Origin of the sequence: Pectobacterium cacticida, from assembly GCF_036885195.1 — a bacterium.
Classification (GTDB): Bacteria; Pseudomonadota; Gammaproteobacteria; order Enterobacterales; family Enterobacteriaceae; genus Pectobacterium; species Pectobacterium cacticida.
Genome location: NZ_CP133656.1, coordinates 2,364,318 through 2,385,122, shown reverse-complemented (window position 1 = coordinate 2,385,122; position 20,805 = coordinate 2,364,318). Strand labels below are relative to the sequence as shown.

Genomic DNA, 20,805 nt, shown 5'->3' with positions numbered 1-20,805 from the left:
CGCGATTCACATCAGAGGTGACCACGTGAGCATGGACATGAGTGCTTTCTATCAAACTTTCTTTGATGAAGCAGATGAATTACTGGCTGATATGGAACAGCATTTGTTGTTGTTGGATCCGTCGGAGCCTGATACTGAGCAACTGAATGCGATTTTCCGCGCCGCGCACTCTATCAAAGGTGGCGCAGGCACATTCGGCTTTAAAGTTTTACAAGAAACCACACACATTCTAGAAAATTTACTCGACGGGGCGAGACGTGGAGAGATGCGTCTGAGCACTGATATCATCAACCTGTTTTTGGAAACAAAAGACATTATGCAGGATCAGTTGGACGCTTATAAAACCGCGCAGGAACCCAATGCCGAAAGCTTTGAGTATATCTGTCAGGCCTTGCGTCAGCTTGCTCTGGAGTCTAAAGCTGATGGCGGCGCGGCGCAGGCGGGAGCACCAGATGCGGCGTCTACCGTGGATAAGGCAGCAAATGCTGCCGGTACACGCGAAATGTGCATCACGTTAACCGGCTTGAAGGCTCAGGAAATCCCTCAGATGCTGGAGGAACTCGGTAATCTGGGGACGGTTAAAGATTCTCATCAGACTGATACGAGTTTAGACGTTACGTTGGAGACATCTGAGAGCGAGGACGACATCAGTGCAGTACTGTGTTTTGTCCTTGAGCCAGAGCAGATCAGCTTCAAGCCCGCGTCGGTCAGCCAACCCGCCGTTGTGGACGCGGCAGCGCCCACTGCCCAAAACGCACCGGCGGTGTCAGCGCCTATTGCGTCGCCCGTCGCGCCCATGGCAAAACCGCATGTTGCACCGGAAGGTGGGAAAAATAAGGTCAAAGCCGGTGATACCAGTATTCGGGTCGCGGTTGAAAAGGTTGATCAACTCATCAACCTCGTAGGCGAGTTAGTCATTACGCAATCGATGTTGGCTCAACGTTCGAGTGAACTCGACCCTGTTGCGCATGGCGACCTGCTCAATAGCATGGGGCAATTAGAACGTAATGCTCGCGACCTGCAAGAATCCGTGATGTCCATTCGTATGATGCCGATGGAGTACGTGTTTAGTCGCTTCCCGCGTTTGGTCCGCGATTTGGCGGCGAAATTAGGCAAGCAAGTCGAGCTCACGTTGATGGGAAGTTCGACGGAATTGGATAAGAGTTTGATCGAACGTATCATCGATCCATTAACGCACTTGGTACGCAACAGCCTCGATCATGGTATCGAACCTCCAGAAAAACGGGTCGCGGCCGGTAAATCCGCGGTAGGTAACCTAACACTTTCTGCTGAGCATCAAGGTGGTAATATTTGTATTGAGGTTATCGACGATGGCGCAGGCCTCAACCGTGAGAAAATTCTGGCTAAAGCTCAGGCTCAAGGTTTGGTCGTGAGTGATTCGATATCTGATGAAGAAGTTGGCATGTTGATTTTTGCGCCCGGTTTTTCCACCGCAGAAAAAGTGACCGATGTCTCTGGTCGTGGTGTGGGTATGGACGTAGTTAAGCGAAATATCCAGGAAATGGGCGGGCATGTCGAAATCCATTTTCAGGCAGGAAAAGGGACAACAATCAGGATCTTGTTACCGTTAACGTTAGCCATTCTCGATGGTATGTCCGTTAAAGTTAGTAATGAAGTCTTTATTTTGCCGCTTAATGCCGTAATGGAATCCTTGCAGCCTCAGCAGGAAGATTTGTATCCGCTGGCGGGAGGGGAGCGTGTACTGCAAGTTCGTGGTGAATATTTACCTCTTGTTGAGCTGTACCATATTTTTGATGTGGATGGCGCTAAAACCGATGCGACGCAAGGAATCGTCGTTATTCTGCAAAGCGCGGGTCGGCGTTATGCGCTATTGGTCGATCAATTGATTGGGCAACATCAAGTCGTTGTTAAAAATCTGGAAAGTAATTATCGCAAGGTGCCAGGTGTTTCAGCCGCGACGATTCTCGGTGATGGCAGTGTTGCACTGATAGTGGATGTTTCGGCATTACAAGCGCTTAATCGTGAAAAGCGTGTGGTTGAGACTGCGGCTTAATAAAATAGATCGTTAATAAAAAGGTGGAAAACATGACTGGACTTGCTAGCGTCACGAAATTGACCGGCGAAACCGAAGGACAGGAATTCCTGATTTTTACGCTGGGCGATGAAGAGTACGGCGTTGACATCCTAAAAGTTCAAGAAATCCGTGGTTATGATCAGGTTACGCGTATTGCCAACACACCGCCTTTCATTAAAGGGGTTACCAATCTACGCGGAGTCATTGTACCGATCGTTGATTTGCGTATCAAGTTTGCCAAACAAGATGTTGAATATAATGATAATACAGTAGTTATTGTATTAAATCTTGGTCAGCGTGTCGTCGGTATTGTTGTCGATGGCGTGTCTGATGTCCTGTCATTGACAGCGGAGCAAATCCGTCCTGCGCCGGAGTTCGCTGTGACCCTATCCACAGAGTATCTGACGGGGCTTGGGTCGTTAGGTGAGAGAATGCTCATTCTGGTTGATATCGAAAAACTGTTGAGCAGCGATGAAATGGCACTGGTTGATAATGTGTTGAAGTCTTAGCTCTTGGCCTTCTGGGGCTGCGTAAGCGGCCCCAAGAACCTTCCTGAGTTGTATTCCCGTTAGTCCAGAAATTCGTAAAGATATGCCAAATAGTGCCGATACCATCGGTGGTTGGTCTACTCAAAAGGCGTTGTATGTTTAACCGTATTAAAGTTGTTACAGGTTTGATGCTAGTATTAGTGTTGTTTGGAGCTCTTCAGCTTATTTCTGGTGGCTTATTCTTTCATGCATTAAAAACGGATAAGGATATCTTTAGCTCGACCCAGGTTATTAATCAAAAACGCTCTGAGTTGGATTCTGCCTGGTCGTATTTATTGCAGACGCGCAATACGCTTAACCGGGCTGGGACGCGTTTTGCACTTGATGCTAATGGCTCAGGGACTGGCGCCGATGGTAAAGCGTTGTTGGGTACAGCTGAAAAACAATTGGCGGTCGCTAATGATTTTTTCTCCCGCTATGAAAATGTGACGCAGGACGATCGTCTGGATAAGAATGTTACCCGTAGCGTGAAAGATAATTTTGTTGCACTAAATGGTGCATTGACTGAATTAATCCAATTTTTACACGCGGGAGAATTTAAGAAATTTATTGACCAACCGACACAAGGTTTTCAGGATAATTTTGAAAAAGCCTATTACGCTTATAAAGCAGAAAGCGATAGGCTCTACCAGGCCGGTATTGCGGAAAATGAAGCCGCTTATGATTCGTCGATCTGGATACTTATCTTCATGGTGGTGCTGGTTTTTGCGTTAGCCCTGATATCATGGGTTGGAATACAGCGGCTCCTCATTAAGCCTTTGAACAAGATCGTTGAGCATATTCTTCTTATCGCGAAAGGTGATTTGACCAAAACGAATGATTTTCGTAGTACGAATGAAATGGGTATTTTGGCCGACAGTATTCGCCATATGCAAAATGAATTTGTGTCAACGGTTAGCGCGGTTCGGCAAGGCGCTGATGCGATTTATACCGGCGCGTCAGAAATTAGCGCCGGGAATAACGATCTGTCATCACGTACCGAACAACAGGCTGCGTCGTTAGAAGAAACGGCCGCCAGTATGGAACAATTGACCGCAACTGTTAAGCTAAATGCCGAGAATGCTCGTCAGGCGAGTCAATTGGCGCTGAGTGCGTCTGAAACCGCGCAGAAAGGCGGGAAGGTCGTCGATAATGTGGTCAAAACTATGCACAATATCGCCGGTAGCTCGCAAAAAATCGCTGACATTACCAGCGTCATCGATGGTATTGCTTTTCAAACCAACATTCTTGCATTGAATGCTGCCGTTGAAGCGGCCAGGGCTGGGGAGCAGGGCCGCGGGTTTGCCGTTGTAGCAGGTGAAGTTCGCAATCTGGCACAGCGTAGTGCTCAGGCAGCGAAAGAAATTAAGAGCCTCATTGATGACTCAGTTAGTCGCGTTGACGAAGGGTCTGTACTGGTTGAAAGTGCAGGTGAAACGATGGAAGAGATCGTTAGTGCGGTGACTCGCGTGACAGACATTATGGGCGAAATCGCTTCAGCATCAGATGAGCAAAGCAAAGGTATCGATCAGGTCGGCCAAGCGGTGACGGAAATGGATCGCGTAACGCAACAAAACGCCTCGTTGGTTGAAGAATCTGCAACTGCGGCTATAGCGCTGGAAGAGCAGGCGAAAGCGTTGAGCCAGGCTGTAGCGGTGTTTCGTCTCTCTGAAAATGAACATTCTTTTAGAAAAACGTCGCCGGTCATGACAAATCCCAAAACGGAACTGTTGGCTCCAACAGCCAATAGCGTTAAAAAGGCAAAGGAAGCCGCATCTAATGATAATTGGGAGACCTTTTGACAAGCTGTCGTGTCGCTAGTCGATGAATATGGCACAGTAAGATATAGTTACTGAGTCAATGCCCGGCCACTTATGTATAGGTGGCCGGGAGATTGTTTTATTATCCGCCTCACTATTTAAAATGAAGGCAGATTAATAGCAATGAGAAGGAAAATGTTATTCGGTGGCTTGGCTCTATTTGTAGAACTTATCGGGGCAACCAAAATAAAATGTCAATACGCATCGCGATGTGTCGGGTAATTGGCGAATGATAATAAAACCTGCGTTAGCTGTTCGGTAAAGGAAAGTCAGATTGAAAAAAGCCATAGCAAAAAATGTTATTCGAGCGGTTTAATATGAAAAATACACCACCGCAAAACCGCCCTGAATCCGCCTCTATATTGACGCAGATGGTTGATCGTTTGCCATTGTCGGATACCCATTTCCGACGGATAAGCCAATTAATATACCAGCGTGCAGGCATTGTGCTGGCCGATCATAAGCGTGAAATGGTTTACAACCGCCTGGTCAGACGGTTACGTCTGCTTGGAATCAATGATTTCGGTCAATACTTAGCGCTCCTGGAGTCTGATCCCAACAGTGCTGAATGGCAGGCCTTTATTAATGCGTTAACCACAAATCTAACCGCTTTTTTCCGCGAAGCTCACCATTTCCCCATCCTGGCCGAACATGCAAAGAAACGTCCCAATGGCTATACAGTCTGGAGTACGGCGGCCTCAACCGGGGAAGAGCCTTATTCTTTGGCTATAACGCTTGCCGAGGCTTTAGGCAATAAAGCCAGCGGCTGTCAGGTATGGGCGAGTGACATAGATACTCAGGTGTTAGAGAAGGCCACGGCGGGAATCTATCGTCAGGAAGAGTTGCGTGCGCTTTCACCACAGCAACTTCAGCGGTTTTTTTTACGTGGCACGGGTCCGCACAGCGGTTTGGTTCGCGTCAGGCCTGAATTGGCCTCTATGGTGCATTTCCAACAACTTAACCTACTCGCGCCTGATTGGCCGGTTCCTGCGCCATTCGATGCTATTTTTTGTCGTAATATAATGATTTATTTCGATAAAGAAACTCAAGAGCGCATTCTGCGTCGATTCGTTCCGATGCTTAAACCGGGCGGGTTATTATTTGCCGGGCATTCAGAGAATTTCAGTCAAATCAGCCGCGAGTTTTATTTGCGCGGGCAAACTGTATACGGGCTGGCTAAGGAAAGATAATGAGCAAAATAAGAGTATTATGCGTTGATGACTCGGCCTTGATGAGGCAGATCATGACAGAAATTATTAATAGCCATCCTGATATGGAAGTGGTTGCGACGGCACCAGATCCTTTAGTCGCCCGTGATTTGATAAAAAAATTCAATCCTCAGGTATTGACCCTGGATGTTGAAATGCCCCGTATGGATGGGTTGGATTTTCTTGAAAAACTCATGCGCCTGCGTCCGATGCCTGTCGTTATGGTGTCGTCTCTGACGGGGAAGGGGTCTGAAATTACGTTGCGAGCTCTGGAACTTGGGGCAATCGATTTTGTCACCAAACCGCAGTTGGGCATTCGTGAAGGGATGTTGGCCTATAGCGAGTTAATTGCCGAAAAAATTCGCATGGCCGCTAAGGCGCGTCTGCCACAGCGAAGTAACATGACTGAGCCAACAAAAATTATTCAGCATGTCCCACTGCTCAGTAGTGAGAAGTTGATTGCGATCGGCGCGTCAACCGGCGGGACAGAGGCGATACGCCATGTGTTACAGCCCCTGCCGCCGACAAGCCCGGCATTACTGATTACACAGCATATGCCGCCAGGATTTACCAAGTCTTTCGCCGAACGATTAAATAAATTATGCCAAATTACGGTAAAGGAAGCAGAAGACGGGGAGCGTATCATCCCTGGGCACGCCTATATTGCGCCAGGGGCGCGCCATCTTGAATTGGCGCGTAGCGGGGCAAACTATCAGGTACGCCTGCATGACGGTTCTCCGGTTAATCGACATCGTCCGTCTGTTGATGTGTTATTTCGTTCGGTTGCCCAATACGCCGGGCGGAATGCTGTGGGCGTCATCCTCACTGGAATGGGGAATGATGGAGCGGCCGGCATGTTGGAACTCCATCAATCGGGGGCTTATACCCTGGCCCAAAATGAAGCAAGTTGTGTGGTTTTCGGAATGCCACGTGAAGCGATTGCTATGGGTGGCGTTGATGAAGTGGTGGATCTACACCAGGTGAGCCAGCGTATGTTGGCGCAAATCTCTGCCGGACAGGCATTACGTATATAGCAGCTCTCGGTGAGCAATAAACATTTAGGAGTAGGTATGGCCGATAAAGAACTCAGATTCCTGGTAGTGGATGATTTTTCGACAATGCGTCGGATTGTTCGTAATCTACTGAAAGAACTGGGGTTTAATAATGTAGAAGAGGCGGAAGATGGCGCGGATGCGCTGAATAAGCTTCGAGCGAATGCCTTTGATTTCGTGATCTCTGATTGGAACATGCCGAACATGGATGGTCTGGAACTTCTGCAGGCTATTCGTGCAGATGATGCGTTGTCGAAACTGCCCGTACTTATGGTTACAGCGGAAGCTAAGAAAGAAAATATTATCGCCGCAGCGCAAGCAGGTGCCAGCGGCTATGTAGTTAAACCATTTACAGCAGCAACCCTTGAAGAAAAACTGAACAAGATTTTCGAAAAATTGGGTATGTAAGGGGATCTTATGACGCCACATATGCCGTCCGTGAACGACACTGCTTCAGCCACCGAGATTATTTCGCGTATAGGTCAGCTAACGCGTATGCTGCGCGATAGCTTAAAAGAACTAGGTTTGGATACTGCTATAGCAGAAGCCGCCGAAGCTATTCCTGACGCTCGCGACCGTCTTGATTATGTTGTCCAGATGACTGCGCAGGCTGCGGAACGCGCGCTAAATTGCGTAGAAGCCTCACAACCACATCAGAACCAGCTGGAAGCTGGTGCCAACGCGTTGAAAACACGTTGGGATGCCTGGTTTGAAAATCCTATTGAGTTGGCTGAAGCGCGGGAACTCGTGACTGATACCCGGAGCTATCTTGCAGATGTGCCGCAGCATACCGCATTTACCAATGCCCAGTTGCTGGAAATTATGATGGCGCAAGATTTCCAGGACCTTACCGGTCAGGTGATCAAACGCATGATGGATGTTATTCAGGAAATCGAGAAACAACTGTTAATGGTATTGCTGGAAAACATTCCAGAAAAACCAGATGCGCCTAAGCGAGCCAATGATGGTTTGCTAAATGGCCCTCAGGTTGATAAAGATGCCACAGGAATCGTCGCCAATCAGGATCAGGTTGACGACCTTCTGGATAGCCTGGGCTTTTAATCATCGGGCTTCAAGCAAGAGGGGGCTTTCCCCTTCTTGAAACATCAATGTCCGCCGATGCGCTATTAATGATGAGTATTAATGGTCGTATTCGGCGGTTCTCTGTTATGTCTGTCGGACTATCCGCTAAAGAAGCATGCGTTTTTCTTGTTTTTCCAGCCATCAGTTTTTTTCGAATTTGTCATGCTAGGCAGCAAATTCCTATCCTAAAAGTCTTAACAGGGACACCGCCGTGGCTGAAGATAGCGATCTGGAGAAAACAGAAGCGCCCACTCCCCAAAAAGAGGAGAAAGCGCGAGATGAAGGCCAGATCCCACGGTCTCGAGAGCTGACTTCCGTTTTGATGATGGTTGCCGGGTTGGCTATCTTGTGGATAGGGGGCGATGCATTAGCGGGGAGATTGGCCAAAATTGTCTCACATTCACTGAATTTTAATTACGCAACAATAGGTGATGACACGCAAATGTTACGCCATGTCGGCGTGTTATTACGGCAGGCGGGAGCGGCGCTGATGCCGATCATGCTGGGGTCGGTGCTAGTCGCGTTATCTGCGCCAATACTGCTGGGCGGTATAGTATTTAGTTCCAAATCGTTAAAGGTTGACTTCAAAAAATTAGATCCCGTTTCTGGCCTGAAACGTTTATTTTCCTCCCAATCACTGGCTGAGCTCTTCAAAGCCATATTGAAATCAGTCGTGGTTGGGGTTATTGGCACCTTATTTCTGATTCATCACTGGCCAAGCATATTACATCTACTCTCTGAAGCGCCGGTTGACGCGTTGAGTAATGCGTTATGGTTGACCGTAATGTGCGGTTTTCTGATTATGATGGGGCTGGTTCCCATGGTCGCTTTTGATGTGTTCTGGCAAATATGGAGTCATATTAAAAAATTACGGATGACCAAACAGGAAATTCGTGATGAGCATAAACAGAGTGAAGGCGATCCCCATGTTAAAGGTCGTATTCGTCAGCAACAAAGGGCGATAGCGCAACGTAGAATGATGTCTGACGTCCCCAAGGCTGATGTAATAGTCACAAACCCGACACATTATGCCGTCGCTTTACGCTACGATGATAAAAAAATGAATGCGCCCAAAGTGTTGGCAAAAGGGGCAGGTGAGGTTGCTTTACGTATTCGCGAACTGGGAGTAGAACACCGCGTTCCTATTCTTGAAGCGCCGCCGCTGGCACGCGCGTTATTCCGTCACTCTGAGGTTGGCCAGCCTATTCCAGCCACGCTGTATGCGGCCGTTGCAGAAGTCTTAGCTTGGGTTTATCAACTGAAACGCTGGAAGCGGGAAGGTGGATTAATTCCTAGAAAACCGAAACACCTACCTGTGCCGGATGCACTGGATTTTGCTAAAGAGAAAACTACCGATGGCTAATTTGGCCGCTTTGCTTCGTCTACCAAGTAATATGAAAGGTACCCAATGGCAAATATTAGCCGGGCCAATACTGATCCTGCTGATACTTTCCATGATGGTATTGCCGTTGCCGCCATTCATTCTGGATCTGCTATTTACCTTTAACATCGCATTATCGATCATGGTGTTGCTGGTTGCGATGTTTACGCAACGAACATTGGAATTCGCTGCCTTTCCTACGATTCTACTGTTTTCCACGTTATTGCGCCTGTCACTCAACGTTGCTTCAACGCGTATTATTTTATTGGAAGGCCATACAGGCACAGCGGCGGCGGGGAAAGTCGTTGAGGCGTTTGGTCACTTCCTGGTCGGTGGGAATTTTGCCATAGGTATTGTGGTCTTTATTATCCTCGTCTTAATCAACTTTATGGTTATCACCAAAGGGGCCGGGCGTATTGCTGAAGTTGGCGCCCGCTTTGTGTTAGACGGTATGCCAGGCAAACAGATGGCGATTGATGCCGATCTCAATGCCGGGATAATTGGCGAAGAAGAAGCGAAAAAACGTCGTGCCGAGGTAACGCAAGAGTCAGATTTTTATGGCTCGATGGATGGCGCCAGTAAGTTCGTGCGTGGTGATGCTGTCGCAGGATTGATCATCATGGTCATTAATATTGTCGGTGGTTTAATCGTTGGTGTCGCACAGCACGGTATGCCAGTTGGCCAGGCGGCGGAGAGTTATACGCTGCTTACCATCGGTGATGGCCTGGTGGCACAAATTCCAGCGCTGATTATTTCTACCGCGGCAGGTGTCATTGTGACACGGGTCAGTACCGATCAGGATGTTGGCCAGCAGATGGTCACGCAATTGTTTAATAATCCGCGTGTCATGGTGCTGAGTGCGGCAGTGATTGGGCTTATTGGGTTAGTTCCCGGTATGCCTAATTTTGTCTTTCTACTGTTTACCGCCGCGTTATTGGGGCTTGCCTGGTGGATGCGAGGGGAGCAAACAAAAGTGCCGGTTATGCAGCCAGTACCGGCTTCAATGGAAAAACATCAGGTTGTTGAGGCTAGCTGGTCAGATGTACAACTAGAAGATCCATTGGGTATGGAGGTCGGTTATCGATTAATCCCCATGGTTGATGCACAACAAGATGGCGAACTATTGGGACGGATTCGAAGCATCAGAAAGAAATTTGCTCAGGAAATGGGATTTTTACCTCCTGTTGTTCATATCCGGGATAATTTAGAACTTCAACCTGCTAGTTATCGCATTTTAATGAAAGGGGTGGAGGTTGGAAAAGGTGAAGCGCATCCTGGACGGTGGATGGCAATCAATCCTGGCAATGCCATTGGTTCATTATCCGGCGATATTACTCAGGATCCGGCATTTGGGCTGCCGGCAGTCTGGATTGACAATGCCTTAAAAGAGCAGGCGCAGGCGCAAGGGTTTACGGTCGTAGAGGCCAGTACGGTCGTCGCGACACACTTGAACCATTTGATTGCCTTACATGCCAGTGAATTGTTTGGCAGACAGGAAGCACAGCAATTAATGGAGCGCGTCGCACAAGAAATGCCGCAATTGGCCGAAGATTTCATACCAGGTGTTGTTACCCTAACGACCTTGCACAAGGTTTTGCAAAATCTGTTAAGTGAGAAAGTATCGATTAGGGATATGCGCACCATTATGGAAACATTGGCGGAGCATGCGCCAGTGCAGCCGGATCCCTATGAGCTGACCACCGTTGTAAGGGTTGCTCTGGGTCGTGCTATTACCCAGCAATGGTTCCCTGGTGATGGAGAACTTCAAGTTATCGGGCTTGAAGGTTCATTGGAACGGCTGTTATTACAGGCGCTTCAGGGCGGTGGCGGTCTTGAACCCGGGCTTGCCGATCGTTTGTTGGAACAGGCCAGGCAAGCACTACAGAGGCAGGAAATGTTAGGGGCTCCCCCGGTTCTGTTGGTGAATCACGCTTTGCGTGGACTGCTTGCCCGCTTCCTGCATCGTAGCCTGCCAAACATGGCGGTGCTCTCTAATTTGGAAATAAGCGATCACCGTCAGATTCGTATGACATCAATGATCGGGGAAGCCCAACAATGAGGCTGATACTGTACTTTTGGGCCGTTGCGATGCTGGTAAACCCGCTGTATGCAATCGCCACTCCGGGAAGTTGGAACGGCAGTCAACCAGGGGTAAAACTTGATTATCGTGGTGAGATGGTGACAACATCGGCTTTTACCCCCAACGTGGCCGTTAAACCGGAAGAAACCATTACGACCATATACTGGCGCTATGTCGTTGACTCAAGGATACCGATAGGATTAGTGGTCAAACTCTGTTCACAATCGCCGCAGCGATGCATAGATCTTGGGGGAAGTGGCGATGGGCGAACTGAAGCGTTTAACGGTTTGGCAGCGGATAATGCGTTTCGTTTTGTTTACTATATTGAAGGGAAAGGACGAATTGATAACACCTTCAGCGTTAGAACAATAGATATTTCAGTGAACTATAAGTAATAGCGTCGACAGACTAAAAATGACTTAGAGCAATCATGGTTTGCTGGAATCTAAAGTGGTTCAGAACGTGATCTTTCGCCCCCCTACAGTTATCCCCTTTGACTGACCATCAGGGCCATATAGCCCCCCATGACGAGGTTTAAGTATATTGATTGCTTCATTCGTATACGCGATGTGTCGACTTAGCAGGAGGCCATTGTGAGTGTTCTGGTTATTCAGCCGTCGGGTTAATTCTTGCACCTGCTGCCAGCAAGAAAATAGTTTTTCACTACCTTCATAGGGAGCCTGCAGCTTCAGTGCGGTTTCGATATCATGACGACGCGTTTCCAGATGCTGCATTGTTGCCAATAAGGACGTTTTTTTCTCTGTCACCTGTTGCAGAGCGATACTATTAATATGCCCTGCGCAAAGTAACGTTTGCTCATTTGTCATAACCTCATCAAGGTCATGCAGGTTGTGCAACAATTTTTCCAGAATCGATAGCAGATTTTCCATAGAAATTAATTACCAGCCAAAAATTCCTGAGTGTCTTTTATCAATGCATCCGCAATCTTCCCGGCGTCTATCTTGAGTGAGCCGTCACGAATCGCTTGTTTCAAGATTTCAACACGATTCATGTCGATATCTTGCGTTCCCGGCTGCATTAATTTTGCCTGGGCGTCACTTAATTTAACCTGAGTTGCACTAACCTGCGCCTCAGACTGCTTACGTTTTGTTTTAACAACGTCGGCAGACTCGCGTTGTTGCACTTGACCAACCGGCTTAAGAGGCTGGGTGCGCTCAATACTCATAATACATCCCTCTTTTTTGAGGATAAATGGTTAACTGTCAATGGGTTATGTTGTATTCGCCACATTGCTGCTAAAGTTCACATCAGGGGCGGTAATAACACTGTCATTATCATCGGCAAACCTGCCGAAAGCTTTAGTCATTACTGTGGGATAACAACACTGCCATCTTCATCAATTGTCCCGCTAATTATTTGTCCTGTTGTCATCCTGACCCTGACCGATTGACCGATCGCCGCGTTATTCATTGCTTTCCCATCACTGTTAATCGTAAAACCCTCGCCTTGGGCGATAATTCGTACTGATTGGCCGGCCTTAACCGCCCAAGGGCGCCTAATCATTGAAGCAGTAATGATCTGGCCGGGAGTGAGATCGCGCAAAAGGATTGCTCCCTGAGCATCTTTTAACGTCAATATCGGGCGCGGCGGCAATAAATCGAGTCGCCCCTTTGTCAGGGTGATATCTGCAACGGTTAACGCCGTCCCTCGAACGATTGGCCGCGAGCTGGTGACATAGTCTCCTGTTACCTGCACTTCGGTTTGGATGAAGCGACGTTCTTGCCCGCAACGAACAGAGACGCTCACATTCCCCCACAGCTTGGTGTTACTAGGTAACGATATTTGGGGGGCTTCACACTGGGGCCACAGTTTTTTCGGCGACTTTATCACAACGTTAACCGTATTTGGACTGCCGTCGAAGCGTGAGGCGAAGAATTGATTGATTTGTGCAGATAAGTCGTGCGCGTAGGCAGAGTATGAGGTACAGGAGAGCAAGAAACACGCTGTCGCCAGATATGTGGAGTAATTGAGGGTTTTCATTCCAATTCAGCGCTCCTGACGCCAACAAAATCAGAAAAACAAGGAGAACGCATAAGTGTAACGATGTCTGGATAAGGTTAAGGCAATAAATAGCGCTGCATTTAGTGTCTATTCGTTCGATGGCGTAGTCATAATGAGAATTATCCTACCTACTCCAAATTCTAACTTGCGGAGGGAGCATGCTTGATAAATTAGACGCCTCGTTGCGGTTTCAGCAAGAAGCGTTGAACTTGCGTGCCCAGCGGCAGGAAATTCTGGCTGCAAATATTGCTAATGCAGATACACCGGGCTACCAGGCTAGAGATATCGACTTTGCCAGTCAACTCAGCAAAACGATTGAGCAAGGAAGAGCGAGCGGCACGGGTATAGCGCTGAAAACCACGTCGGTACGACACATCCCGGCACAGAGTTTTCGTCCACCGGATCTTGATTTGCTCTATCGCATTCCCGATCAACCAGCATTGGATGGTAATACGGTCGATATGGATCGGGAACGGACTAATTTTGCCGATAATAGCCTGAAATATCAAACCAGTTTGACCGTTCTGAGCGGGCAAATTAAAGGAATGATGTCGGTTTTACAGTCGGGTTCATGATCGTCGCGCGGTGAGATAAGAAGGTGAATATCCATGTCGTTGTTAAATATATTTGAAATTTCGGGTTCAGCGCTTTCAGCACAATCTCAGCGCTTAAATGTGAGCGCGAGTAATTTAGCGAACGCAGACAGTGTGACTGGGCCCGATGGCGAGCCATATCGCGCTAAGCAAGTCGTCTTTGAAGTGAATGCCGCGCCGGGACAAGCAACGGGCGGTGTACGTGTGGCCAATGTTATTGAAGACCCATCGCCCGCGCGTCTGGTCTATGAACCAGGGAATCCGTTAGCGGATGGACAAGGGTACGTTCGTATGCCGAATGTTGACCCTGTAGCGGAAATGGTCAACACCATCTCGGCGTCCCGCAGTTATCAGGCGAACGTTGAGGTTTTGAATACAACAAAATCGATGATGTTAAAGACCTTAACGATCGGGCAATAATCGGGAGACGAGTTAATGTCCATTACGACAAATGATACTTTTTCGGCAACAAAGACACAGACTGTTTCGCCAACGACCGCGGTAGAAAAGAACAGTAGTGCCGATCTGCAAAATCAGTTCCTAACCTTGTTGGTCGCACAGTTGAAGAATCAGGATCCAACGAACCCGATGAGCAACGATCAGCTTGTTAGCCAGCTTGCTCAGCTCAATACAGTGAGTGGCATTGAAAAACTGAATACCACTCTGGGTTCTATTTCCGGCCAAATCAATAACAACCAATCCATGCAGGCAACGACGCTGATTGGTCACAGTGTTATGGTGCCGGGGAAAGAAATTCTGGTTGGTAAAGAAACAAGCACGCCCTTTGGCGTTGAATTGGAAAAAGCGGCGGAAGTTGTCACCGTCACCGTCAATGATGCGTCAGGTAAAGCCGTTCGCACGATCGAGCTGGGGACGCTTTCTGCCGGTGTTCACTCATTCAACTGGGATAGTAAGCTTTCTGATGGCACGGTGGCGCCTGATGGAGCCTATACCTTCACCGTAGCAGCCAGCACGGGCGGTGCCCAGCAAGTTGTTCAGCCATTGAGCTATGCGGTGGTAAATAGTGTCGTTCGCGGCGATAGCGGTGCATTGCTGGATTTAGGATTGCGTGGCAGAGCCACGATGGATGATGTCAGACAGATTCTGTAACGCTATAAATTTCACAATATTCCGGTGAAGCGCATTACCGGAATATGACTTAATCAATTCATCTGGAGAACGACATGGGGTTTTCTCAGGCGGTCAGTGGGTTAAACGCAGCATCTAATAACTTGGATGTTATCGGTAATAACATCGCTAACTCAGCAACAGTGGGTTTTAAATCCGGTACTGTCACGTTTGCCGATATGTTTGCAGGCTCTAAAGTGGGTATGGGCGTAAAGGTTGCATCTGTATTGCAGGATTTCGGCAATGGTACTGTCACCTCCTCTTCACGAGATCTGGATGTTGCAATTAGCGGCGGTGGTTTTTACCGTCTGCAGGATACCAACGGCTCCGTCTATTACAGCCGTAATGGTCAATTCATGTTGAACGGTCGTAATATTGTTAATGCACAAGGTATGCAATTGACGGGTTACCCAGTAGCGGGGACGCCTCCAGTTGTTCAAACAGGGGCCGATCCCGTGCCGTTGACGATTCCTGATGGCGATATGTTGGCGAACCGTACGACAACTGCATCCATTAAAGCTAACCTGAACTCTTCAGACTCAATTCCAACAAACTCCTGGGCGACAACACCTGGTGGAGAAGGTACCTATAACAGCAAAACTGCACTAACAACCTATGACGGTCAGGGTAACGTGCATAACTACACGCTGTATTTTGTCAAAACGGGGGATAATACGTGGCAGACGTATGCGAAAGATGACGCAATTACCCCTGTTACTTATCAAAATGCTGGAACGCTGCATTTTGAAGCAAATGGTGCTTTAAGTTCCACTGGTGCCAATGCTCATACGCCTTTTACTATCAACATGACTGGGACGAATGGTGCGGCAGGGGGGACGTTTACTCTCGATTTGACGGGGAGCGTGCAGCAGAATACAGAATATAGCTATAAAAGCCCAACCCAGAACGGGTTCGCACCGGGATCACTAACGGGTTATACGATCAATGACGACGGTACGATCGAAGGTAGCTACAGTAATGGTCAGAAACAGGCGTTAGGACAAATTTTGCTAGCGAGTTTTGCCAATCCAGAAGGTTTATCGCCTGAAGGTGATAACGCGTGGTCTGAAACAGCGAGTTCAGGTCAGGCGGTTACTGGTTTGGCGGGCACAGGAAGCCTGGGTAAGCTGATAGGCAAGTCTACTGAAAGCTCGAATGTTGACCTAAGTAAACAACTCGTCGACATGATCGTTGCACAGCGCAATTACCAATCCAATGCGCAAACCATTAAAACGCAAGATTCTATCCTGCAAACATTGGTTAGCATGCGTTAATCATCTTAACGAGGGTTTGGCATGGATCACGCGATTTACACAGCAATGGGTGGTGCGAGCCAGTCATTGGAAAAGCAGGCGATTACAGCGAACAATCTGGCAAATGCCTCAACGCCAGGTTTCCGGGCACAGCTTGCCGCGTTGCGGGCTGTTCCGGTAAATGGATTAACAATGCCGACGCGTACGCTGGTGGTTGCTTCTACGCCTGGGGCTGATATGACCGAAGGCGTGATGAACTATACAGGCCGTGCGCTGGATGTCGCTTTACCGAAAGAGAGTTGGCTGGCGGTGCAAACGGCCGATGGTGGGGAAGCCTATACGCGTAATGGTAATATGGAAATCAATGCCGATGGGCAGTTAACTATCCAGGGGCGTATTGTGATGGGTGATGCTGGGCCGATTGATATTCCACCGCAGGCTCAAATCAGTATTTCTCCTGACGGTACGATTTCCACCCTTAATGCTGGCGATCCGCCAAATACCATAGCTCAGTTGGGGCGTTTAAAGTTGGTGAGAGCAACTGGGCAGGAGGTTGAGCGATCGGATGATGGGTTATTCCGTTTGACGCAGCAGGCGCAACAGCAACGTGGCAATATTCTGCCAAACGATCTCACCGTGCGTATTATGCCAGGCGTTATCGAAGGCAGTAATGTGAACACCGTTGATACGATGGTCGATATGATCGCCAATGCGCGTCGTTTTGAAATGCAGATGAAAGTCATTAGCAGCGTCGACGATAATGCACAACGTGCGAATCAGATATTAGCAATGGGCTAAGCGCCGTGTGCGCACAGGAGTAAATCAATGATCCGTTCTTTATGGATTGCTAAAACCGGCTTAAATGCGCAGCAAACCAATATGGACGTTATTTCCAATAACTTGGCAAACGTCAGCACTAATGGTTTCAAGCGTCAGCGTGCGGTATTTGAAGACTTGATGTACCAAACTATTCGTCAGCCTGGCGCTCAGTCTTCAGAGCAAACCATGTTACCGTCAGGCTTACAACTGGGTACTGGGGTGCGCCCGGTGTCAACGGAGCGCATCCATACTCAAGGGGCGTTTTCCGAGACGGGAAATTCGAAAGATGTGGCGATTAAAGGGCAGGGCTTTTTTCAGGTTCAGTTACCTGATGGAACAATCGCTTACACACGCGACGGCGCCTTCCAACTAGACGGTAATGGCCAGTTGGTGACCTCCAGCGGTTATCAAGTCCAGCCAGCGATAACCGTCCCAGCGAATGCGACGGAATTGAATATTGGTCGTGACGGTATTGTCAGCGTTAAATTGCAGGGGCAGGTGGCAACAAACCAGATCGGTCAGTTAACACTGACGACGTTTATTAACGATAGCGGTCTTGAAAGCATAGGGGAAAACCTCTATCTGGAAACGGCCAGTTCGGGCGCACCAAATGAAACGAACCCAGGCTTAAATGGTGCGGGTTTGCTATATCAGAAGTATGTTGAAACCTCGAATGTGAACGTAGCCGAGGAATTGGTATCAATGATACAGACGCAGCGTGCGTATGAAATCAACAGTAAGGCTATTTCTTCTTCTGATCAAATGCTGCAAAAGTTAACCCAGCTATAATAAGTCATCTGCTGGTTTCTATCGTGAGAACGGTATTTCTGCGACATGACATGAGTAGAGGCGTGTTTGCCGGGGGGGAGGGTAGCCATAAGCAACGATGTGGTGCGAGTACGGCGCTTATCTACCCCGCGAATAGGTAAATAGATTAATTAAGGCGATACCCGCAGTGATAATAAATGCAACGTCGGTTATCAAACCACACCGCTGGCCCTGTTTGTTGCCATTGAGCTTGATGTTAGCGCTTAGCGGTTGCGCCTATATTCCGCATGATAAGGTCGTCACTGGGCCTACGACAGCCCAGCCTGCTCCACCCGCGCTTGCTGGCCCAAATGGTTCGATATTTCAAACGGTGCAGCCCATGAATTATGGTTACCAACCGATGTTTGAAGATCGGCGTCCACGTAATGTTGGCGATACACTCACTATCGTGCTGCAAGAAAATGTCAGCGCCAGCAAAAGTTCTTCTGCTAACGCCAGCCGGGATGGTTCATCCACATTTGGCTTATCCACGACGCCACGTTATCTCGAAGGCCCACTCGGCAATAATCGAGCCGCACTTAATGCAACGGGAACCAACGAATTTTCTGGCCAGGGCGGCGCGAATGCGAACAATACATTCAGCGGCACTATCACCGTGACGGTAGGTCAAGTGCTGGCTAATGGCAACCTGCACGTAGTGGGTGAGAAACAAATCGCCATCAATCAGGGAACCGAATTTATCCGTTTCTCTGGCGTCGTTAACCCAAGAACCATTAGCGGAAACAATTCGGTGCCATCGACCCAGGTTGCGGATGCCCGAATCGAATATGTGGGTAATGGTTATATTAACGAAGCGCAAAACATGGGCTGGTTACAGCGGTTCTTCCTCAATGTTTCTCCGTTCTAAGCTAAAGAGGCCTGACATGCGGATTGGATTGCATCATTTTTTTACGGCACTGCTAACGCTATTGGCGCTAGTGATTCAACCTGCGTCGGCCGAGCGTATTCGCGATCTGGTTAATATACAGGGTGTACGGGGTAATGCGCTGATTGGGTATGGTCTAGTGGTGGGGTTGGATGGTTCCGGTGACCAAACCATGCAAACACCCTTTACGACGCAAAGCTTAACTAACATGCTTTCCCAGTTAGGGATAACCGTCCCGGCTGGTACTAATATGCAGTTGAAAAACGTGGCGGCGGTAATGGTAACGGCGGAATTACCCCCCTTTGGCCGTGCTGGCCAAAATATCGACGTGGTCGTTTCCTCACTGGGCAATGCGAAGAGTTTACGTGGTGGCACATTGCTGATGACTCCGCTGAAAGGGGTTGATAATCAGGTCTACGCCCTCGCTCAGGGGAATGTGCTAGTCGGTGGCGCGGGAGCCGCTGCCGGGGGCAGTAGCGTCCAGGTAAACCAGCTTGCCGGCGGGCGGATTAGCAACGGCGCCATTATTGAGCGGGAGTTACCCAGCACCTTCGGCACATCAAACACAATCATGTTGCAATTAAAGAATGATGATTTTTCGATGGCGCAGAAGGTCAGTGATGCGATAAACCGTGCCGGATACGGTGGGAGTGCGACACCGCTGGATTCAAGGACTATCCAGGTTCTTGCTCCACAGGGCAATAGTTCTCAAGTGCGTTTTCTGGCCAATATCCAAAATATCGACGTGAACGTTGGTATTCAGGATGCCAAAGTTATTATTAACTCTCGTACCGGATCTGTCGTGATGAATCGTGATGTCACGCTGGATAGTTGTGCTGTTGCCCAAGGCAATCTTTCCGTGACGATCAACCAGCAGGCCAATGTTAACCAGCCTAATACGCCTTTCGGTGGTGGACAGACTGTTGTTACGCCGCAAACCGAGATTGCGGTGCAGCAGGCAGGCGGTTCTTTACAACGCGTTAATTCTAGCGCCAACCTTAACAATGTTGTGCGTGCCTTGAACTCTCTGGGGGCGACGCCGATGGAGCTGATGTCTATTCTACAGGCGATGCAAAGCGCTGGCTGTTTACGTGCCAAACTGGAAATTATCTAATGAGCGATTTACAGACGCTGAATAATGCCGCCTTTGATGCGCAATCTCTAAATACGTTGAAGCGTGAAGTTTCAACGAACCCGCAAAGTAAAGCCGGGATTAGAGCGGTGGCACAGCAAATGGAGGGCGTATTTGTCCAATTGATGATGAAAAGTATGCGATCTGCGATACCGCAGGATGGCCTTTTCAACAGCGATCAGACGCGTTTGTATACCTCTATGTACGATCAGCAGATCGCTCAGGAGATTGCAACAAAAGGCAAAGGGCTCGGGCTCGCCGATGTCATGGTTGAGCAACTGAGCCGACAGTATCCCGAAATGACGGCGGCTAAAACACCGGTTCCTTCCGTGCCATTAACGTTCGATGGCGATGTACTCAAAAGTATGCCAACGGTTTCTGTCGAGCAAATGGTTCGTAAAGCCTTGCCCAAGCTACCTAATAAAGGGTCAGCCTTGCCGTTATCGACACATAATTTTGTGTCTCAGATTTCTTTGCCCGCGCAGATAGCCAGTCGGAGTAGCGGTATACCTCACCACCTTATTATTGCGCAGGCGGCACTTGAGTCCGGCTGGGGACAGCGTGAAATCACCACTGAAGATGGGCGACCGAGTCATAATCTATTTGGCATTAAAGCGGGCAGTAGTTGGAATGGCCCAACTACAGAGATCACAACGACCGAGTATGACCAGGGAGTGGCCAAAAAGGTCAAGGCCAGTTTCAGAGTTTATGACTCCTACATCGAGGCTATTGGTGACTATGTAAAATTATTGACCAATAACCCACGGTATGCTGCGGTAATGAATGCAGGCACGCCAGAGCAAGCTGCCTATGCGTTACAGAAAGCAGGTTATGCCACGGATCCACAGTATGCTCAAAAATTGATAAGCATGATCCAGCAAATGAAAAATTCTGGTGAGAAAGCCGTAAGGGCCTATACGCACGATTTAAGCCGTCTATTTTGATTTTTTATTCAAGA

The 20,805-nt window shown here is 48.5% G+C and carries 22 protein-coding genes; 19 read left to right on the top strand and 3 right to left on the bottom strand.

Annotated elements, in window-relative coordinates:
- Window positions 1-37 precede the first annotated feature (37 nt).
- The 10 genes from cheA (at window position 38) to RFN81_RS11020 (ending at window position 11,602) form a co-directional block, all read left to right on the top strand.
- Window positions 38-2,035 (top strand): chemotaxis protein CheA, encoded by a 1,998-nt coding sequence (gene cheA, locus RFN81_RS11065; protein ID WP_264495901.1) that lies wholly within the window; start codon window positions 38-40, stop codon window positions 2,033-2,035.
- A gap of 32 nt (window positions 2,036-2,067) precedes the next feature.
- Window positions 2,068-2,565 (top strand): chemotaxis protein CheW, encoded by a 498-nt coding sequence (gene cheW, locus RFN81_RS11060; protein ID WP_264495900.1) that lies wholly within the window; start codon window positions 2,068-2,070, stop codon window positions 2,563-2,565.
- Between the two features lie 134 nt (window positions 2,566-2,699).
- Window positions 2,700-4,385 (top strand): methyl-accepting chemotaxis protein, encoded by a 1,686-nt coding sequence (locus tag RFN81_RS11055; RefSeq protein WP_264495899.1) that lies wholly within the window; start codon window positions 2,700-2,702, stop codon window positions 4,383-4,385.
- 335 nt (window positions 4,386-4,720) lie between these two features.
- On the top strand, window positions 4,721-5,593 hold the full coding sequence (gene cheR, locus RFN81_RS11050; protein WP_264495898.1) for a protein-glutamate O-methyltransferase CheR: 873 nt from the start codon (window positions 4,721-4,723) through the stop codon (window positions 5,591-5,593).
- On the top strand, window positions 5,593-6,645 hold the full coding sequence (locus RFN81_RS11045; protein WP_264495897.1) for a protein-glutamate methylesterase/protein-glutamine glutaminase: 1,053 nt from the start codon (window positions 5,593-5,595) through the stop codon (window positions 6,643-6,645). The genes cheR and RFN81_RS11045 overlap by 1 nt, the downstream gene beginning before the upstream one ends.
- A gap of 36 nt (window positions 6,646-6,681) precedes the next feature.
- Complete coding sequence (gene cheY / locus RFN81_RS11040) at window positions 6,682-7,071, top strand: chemotaxis response regulator CheY (RefSeq protein WP_264495896.1); 390 nt, start codon at window positions 6,682-6,684, stop codon at window positions 7,069-7,071.
- 9 nt (window positions 7,072-7,080) lie between these two features.
- Complete coding sequence (gene cheZ / locus RFN81_RS11035) at window positions 7,081-7,725, top strand: protein phosphatase CheZ (RefSeq protein ID WP_264495895.1); 645 nt, start codon at window positions 7,081-7,083, stop codon at window positions 7,723-7,725.
- Window positions 7,726-7,957: 232 nt separating this feature from the next.
- Window positions 7,958-9,109: a flagellar biosynthesis protein FlhB gene (gene flhB, locus RFN81_RS11030; protein ID WP_264495894.1), complete on the top strand. Its 1,152-nt coding sequence runs from the start codon at window positions 7,958-7,960 to the stop codon at window positions 9,107-9,109.
- Window positions 9,102-11,186 carry a flagellar biosynthesis protein FlhA gene (gene flhA, locus RFN81_RS11025; protein WP_264495893.1) on the top strand — a complete coding sequence of 695 codons (2,085 nt, stop codon included), beginning with the start codon at window positions 9,102-9,104 and terminating at the stop codon, window positions 11,184-11,186. Before flhB ends, flhA begins: the two co-directional genes overlap by 8 nt.
- Entirely contained in the window at window positions 11,183-11,602 is a 420-nt protein-coding gene (locus RFN81_RS11020; protein ID WP_264495892.1) for a flagellar protein FlhE, read from the top strand. Before flhA ends, RFN81_RS11020 begins: the two co-directional genes overlap by 4 nt.
- 60 nt (window positions 11,603-11,662) lie before the next feature.
- Here RFN81_RS11020 and RFN81_RS11015 read toward each other — a convergent pair whose 3' ends face one another.
- The 3 genes from RFN81_RS11015 to flgA form a co-directional block, all read right to left on the bottom strand.
- Window positions 11,663-12,097, bottom strand: coding sequence for a flagella synthesis protein FlgN (locus tag RFN81_RS11015; RefSeq protein WP_264495891.1), 435 nt, complete (start codon window positions 12,095-12,097; stop codon window positions 11,663-11,665).
- A gap of 5 nt (window positions 12,098-12,102) precedes the next feature.
- Window positions 12,103-12,393, bottom strand: a complete 291-nt coding sequence (gene flgM / locus RFN81_RS11010) for a flagellar biosynthesis anti-sigma factor FlgM (protein WP_264495890.1) — start codon at window positions 12,391-12,393, stop codon at window positions 12,103-12,105.
- Window positions 12,394-12,533: 140 nt separating this feature from the next.
- Complete coding sequence (gene flgA, locus RFN81_RS11005) at window positions 12,534-13,208, bottom strand: flagellar basal body P-ring formation chaperone FlgA (RefSeq protein WP_264495889.1); 675 nt, start codon at window positions 13,206-13,208, stop codon at window positions 12,534-12,536.
- 179 nt (window positions 13,209-13,387) lie between these two features.
- On the opposite strand from flgA, the gene flgB reads away from it, so the two are divergent.
- The 9 genes from flgB to flgJ all read left to right on the top strand — a co-directional run bounded on the left by flgB (window position 13,388) and on the right by flgJ (window position 20,791).
- Window positions 13,388-13,804, top strand: a complete 417-nt coding sequence (gene flgB, locus RFN81_RS11000) for a flagellar basal body rod protein FlgB (protein WP_264495888.1) — start codon at window positions 13,388-13,390, stop codon at window positions 13,802-13,804.
- A gap of 33 nt (window positions 13,805-13,837) precedes the next feature.
- Window positions 13,838-14,242, top strand: coding sequence for a flagellar basal body rod protein FlgC (gene flgC, locus RFN81_RS10995; protein WP_264495887.1), 405 nt, complete (start codon window positions 13,838-13,840; stop codon window positions 14,240-14,242).
- A 15-nt stretch (window positions 14,243-14,257) separates the two neighbouring features.
- A complete protein-coding gene (flgD, locus tag RFN81_RS10990; RefSeq protein ID WP_264495886.1) occupies window positions 14,258-14,932 on the top strand; it encodes a flagellar hook assembly protein FlgD in 675 nt (224 codons plus the stop codon).
- Between the two features lie 74 nt (window positions 14,933-15,006).
- Entirely contained in the window at window positions 15,007-16,224 is a 1,218-nt protein-coding gene (flgE, locus tag RFN81_RS10985) for a flagellar hook protein FlgE (RefSeq protein WP_264495885.1), read from the top strand.
- Between the two features lie 21 nt (window positions 16,225-16,245).
- Window positions 16,246-17,001 (top strand): flagellar basal body rod protein FlgF, encoded by a 756-nt coding sequence (locus RFN81_RS10980; protein WP_264495884.1) that lies wholly within the window; start codon window positions 16,246-16,248, stop codon window positions 16,999-17,001.
- A 27-nt stretch (window positions 17,002-17,028) separates the two neighbouring features.
- The gene (flgG, locus tag RFN81_RS10975; protein WP_264495883.1) at window positions 17,029-17,811 is read left to right on the top strand and encodes a flagellar basal-body rod protein FlgG; all 783 of its coding nucleotides are present in this window, start codon (window positions 17,029-17,031) and stop codon (window positions 17,809-17,811) included.
- 172 nt (window positions 17,812-17,983) lie between these two features.
- Window positions 17,984-18,697, top strand: coding sequence for a flagellar basal body L-ring protein FlgH (gene flgH, locus RFN81_RS10970; protein WP_264498944.1), 714 nt, complete (start codon window positions 17,984-17,986; stop codon window positions 18,695-18,697).
- Between the two features lie 16 nt (window positions 18,698-18,713).
- Window positions 18,714-19,829: a flagellar basal body P-ring protein FlgI gene (locus tag RFN81_RS10965; protein WP_264495882.1), complete on the top strand. Its 1,116-nt coding sequence runs from the start codon at window positions 18,714-18,716 to the stop codon at window positions 19,827-19,829.
- A complete protein-coding gene (gene flgJ / locus RFN81_RS10960) occupies window positions 19,829-20,791 on the top strand; it encodes a flagellar assembly peptidoglycan hydrolase FlgJ (RefSeq protein ID WP_264495881.1) in 963 nt (320 codons plus the stop codon). The genes RFN81_RS10965 and flgJ overlap by 1 nt, the downstream gene beginning before the upstream one ends.
- Window positions 20,792-20,805 lie beyond the last annotated feature (14 nt).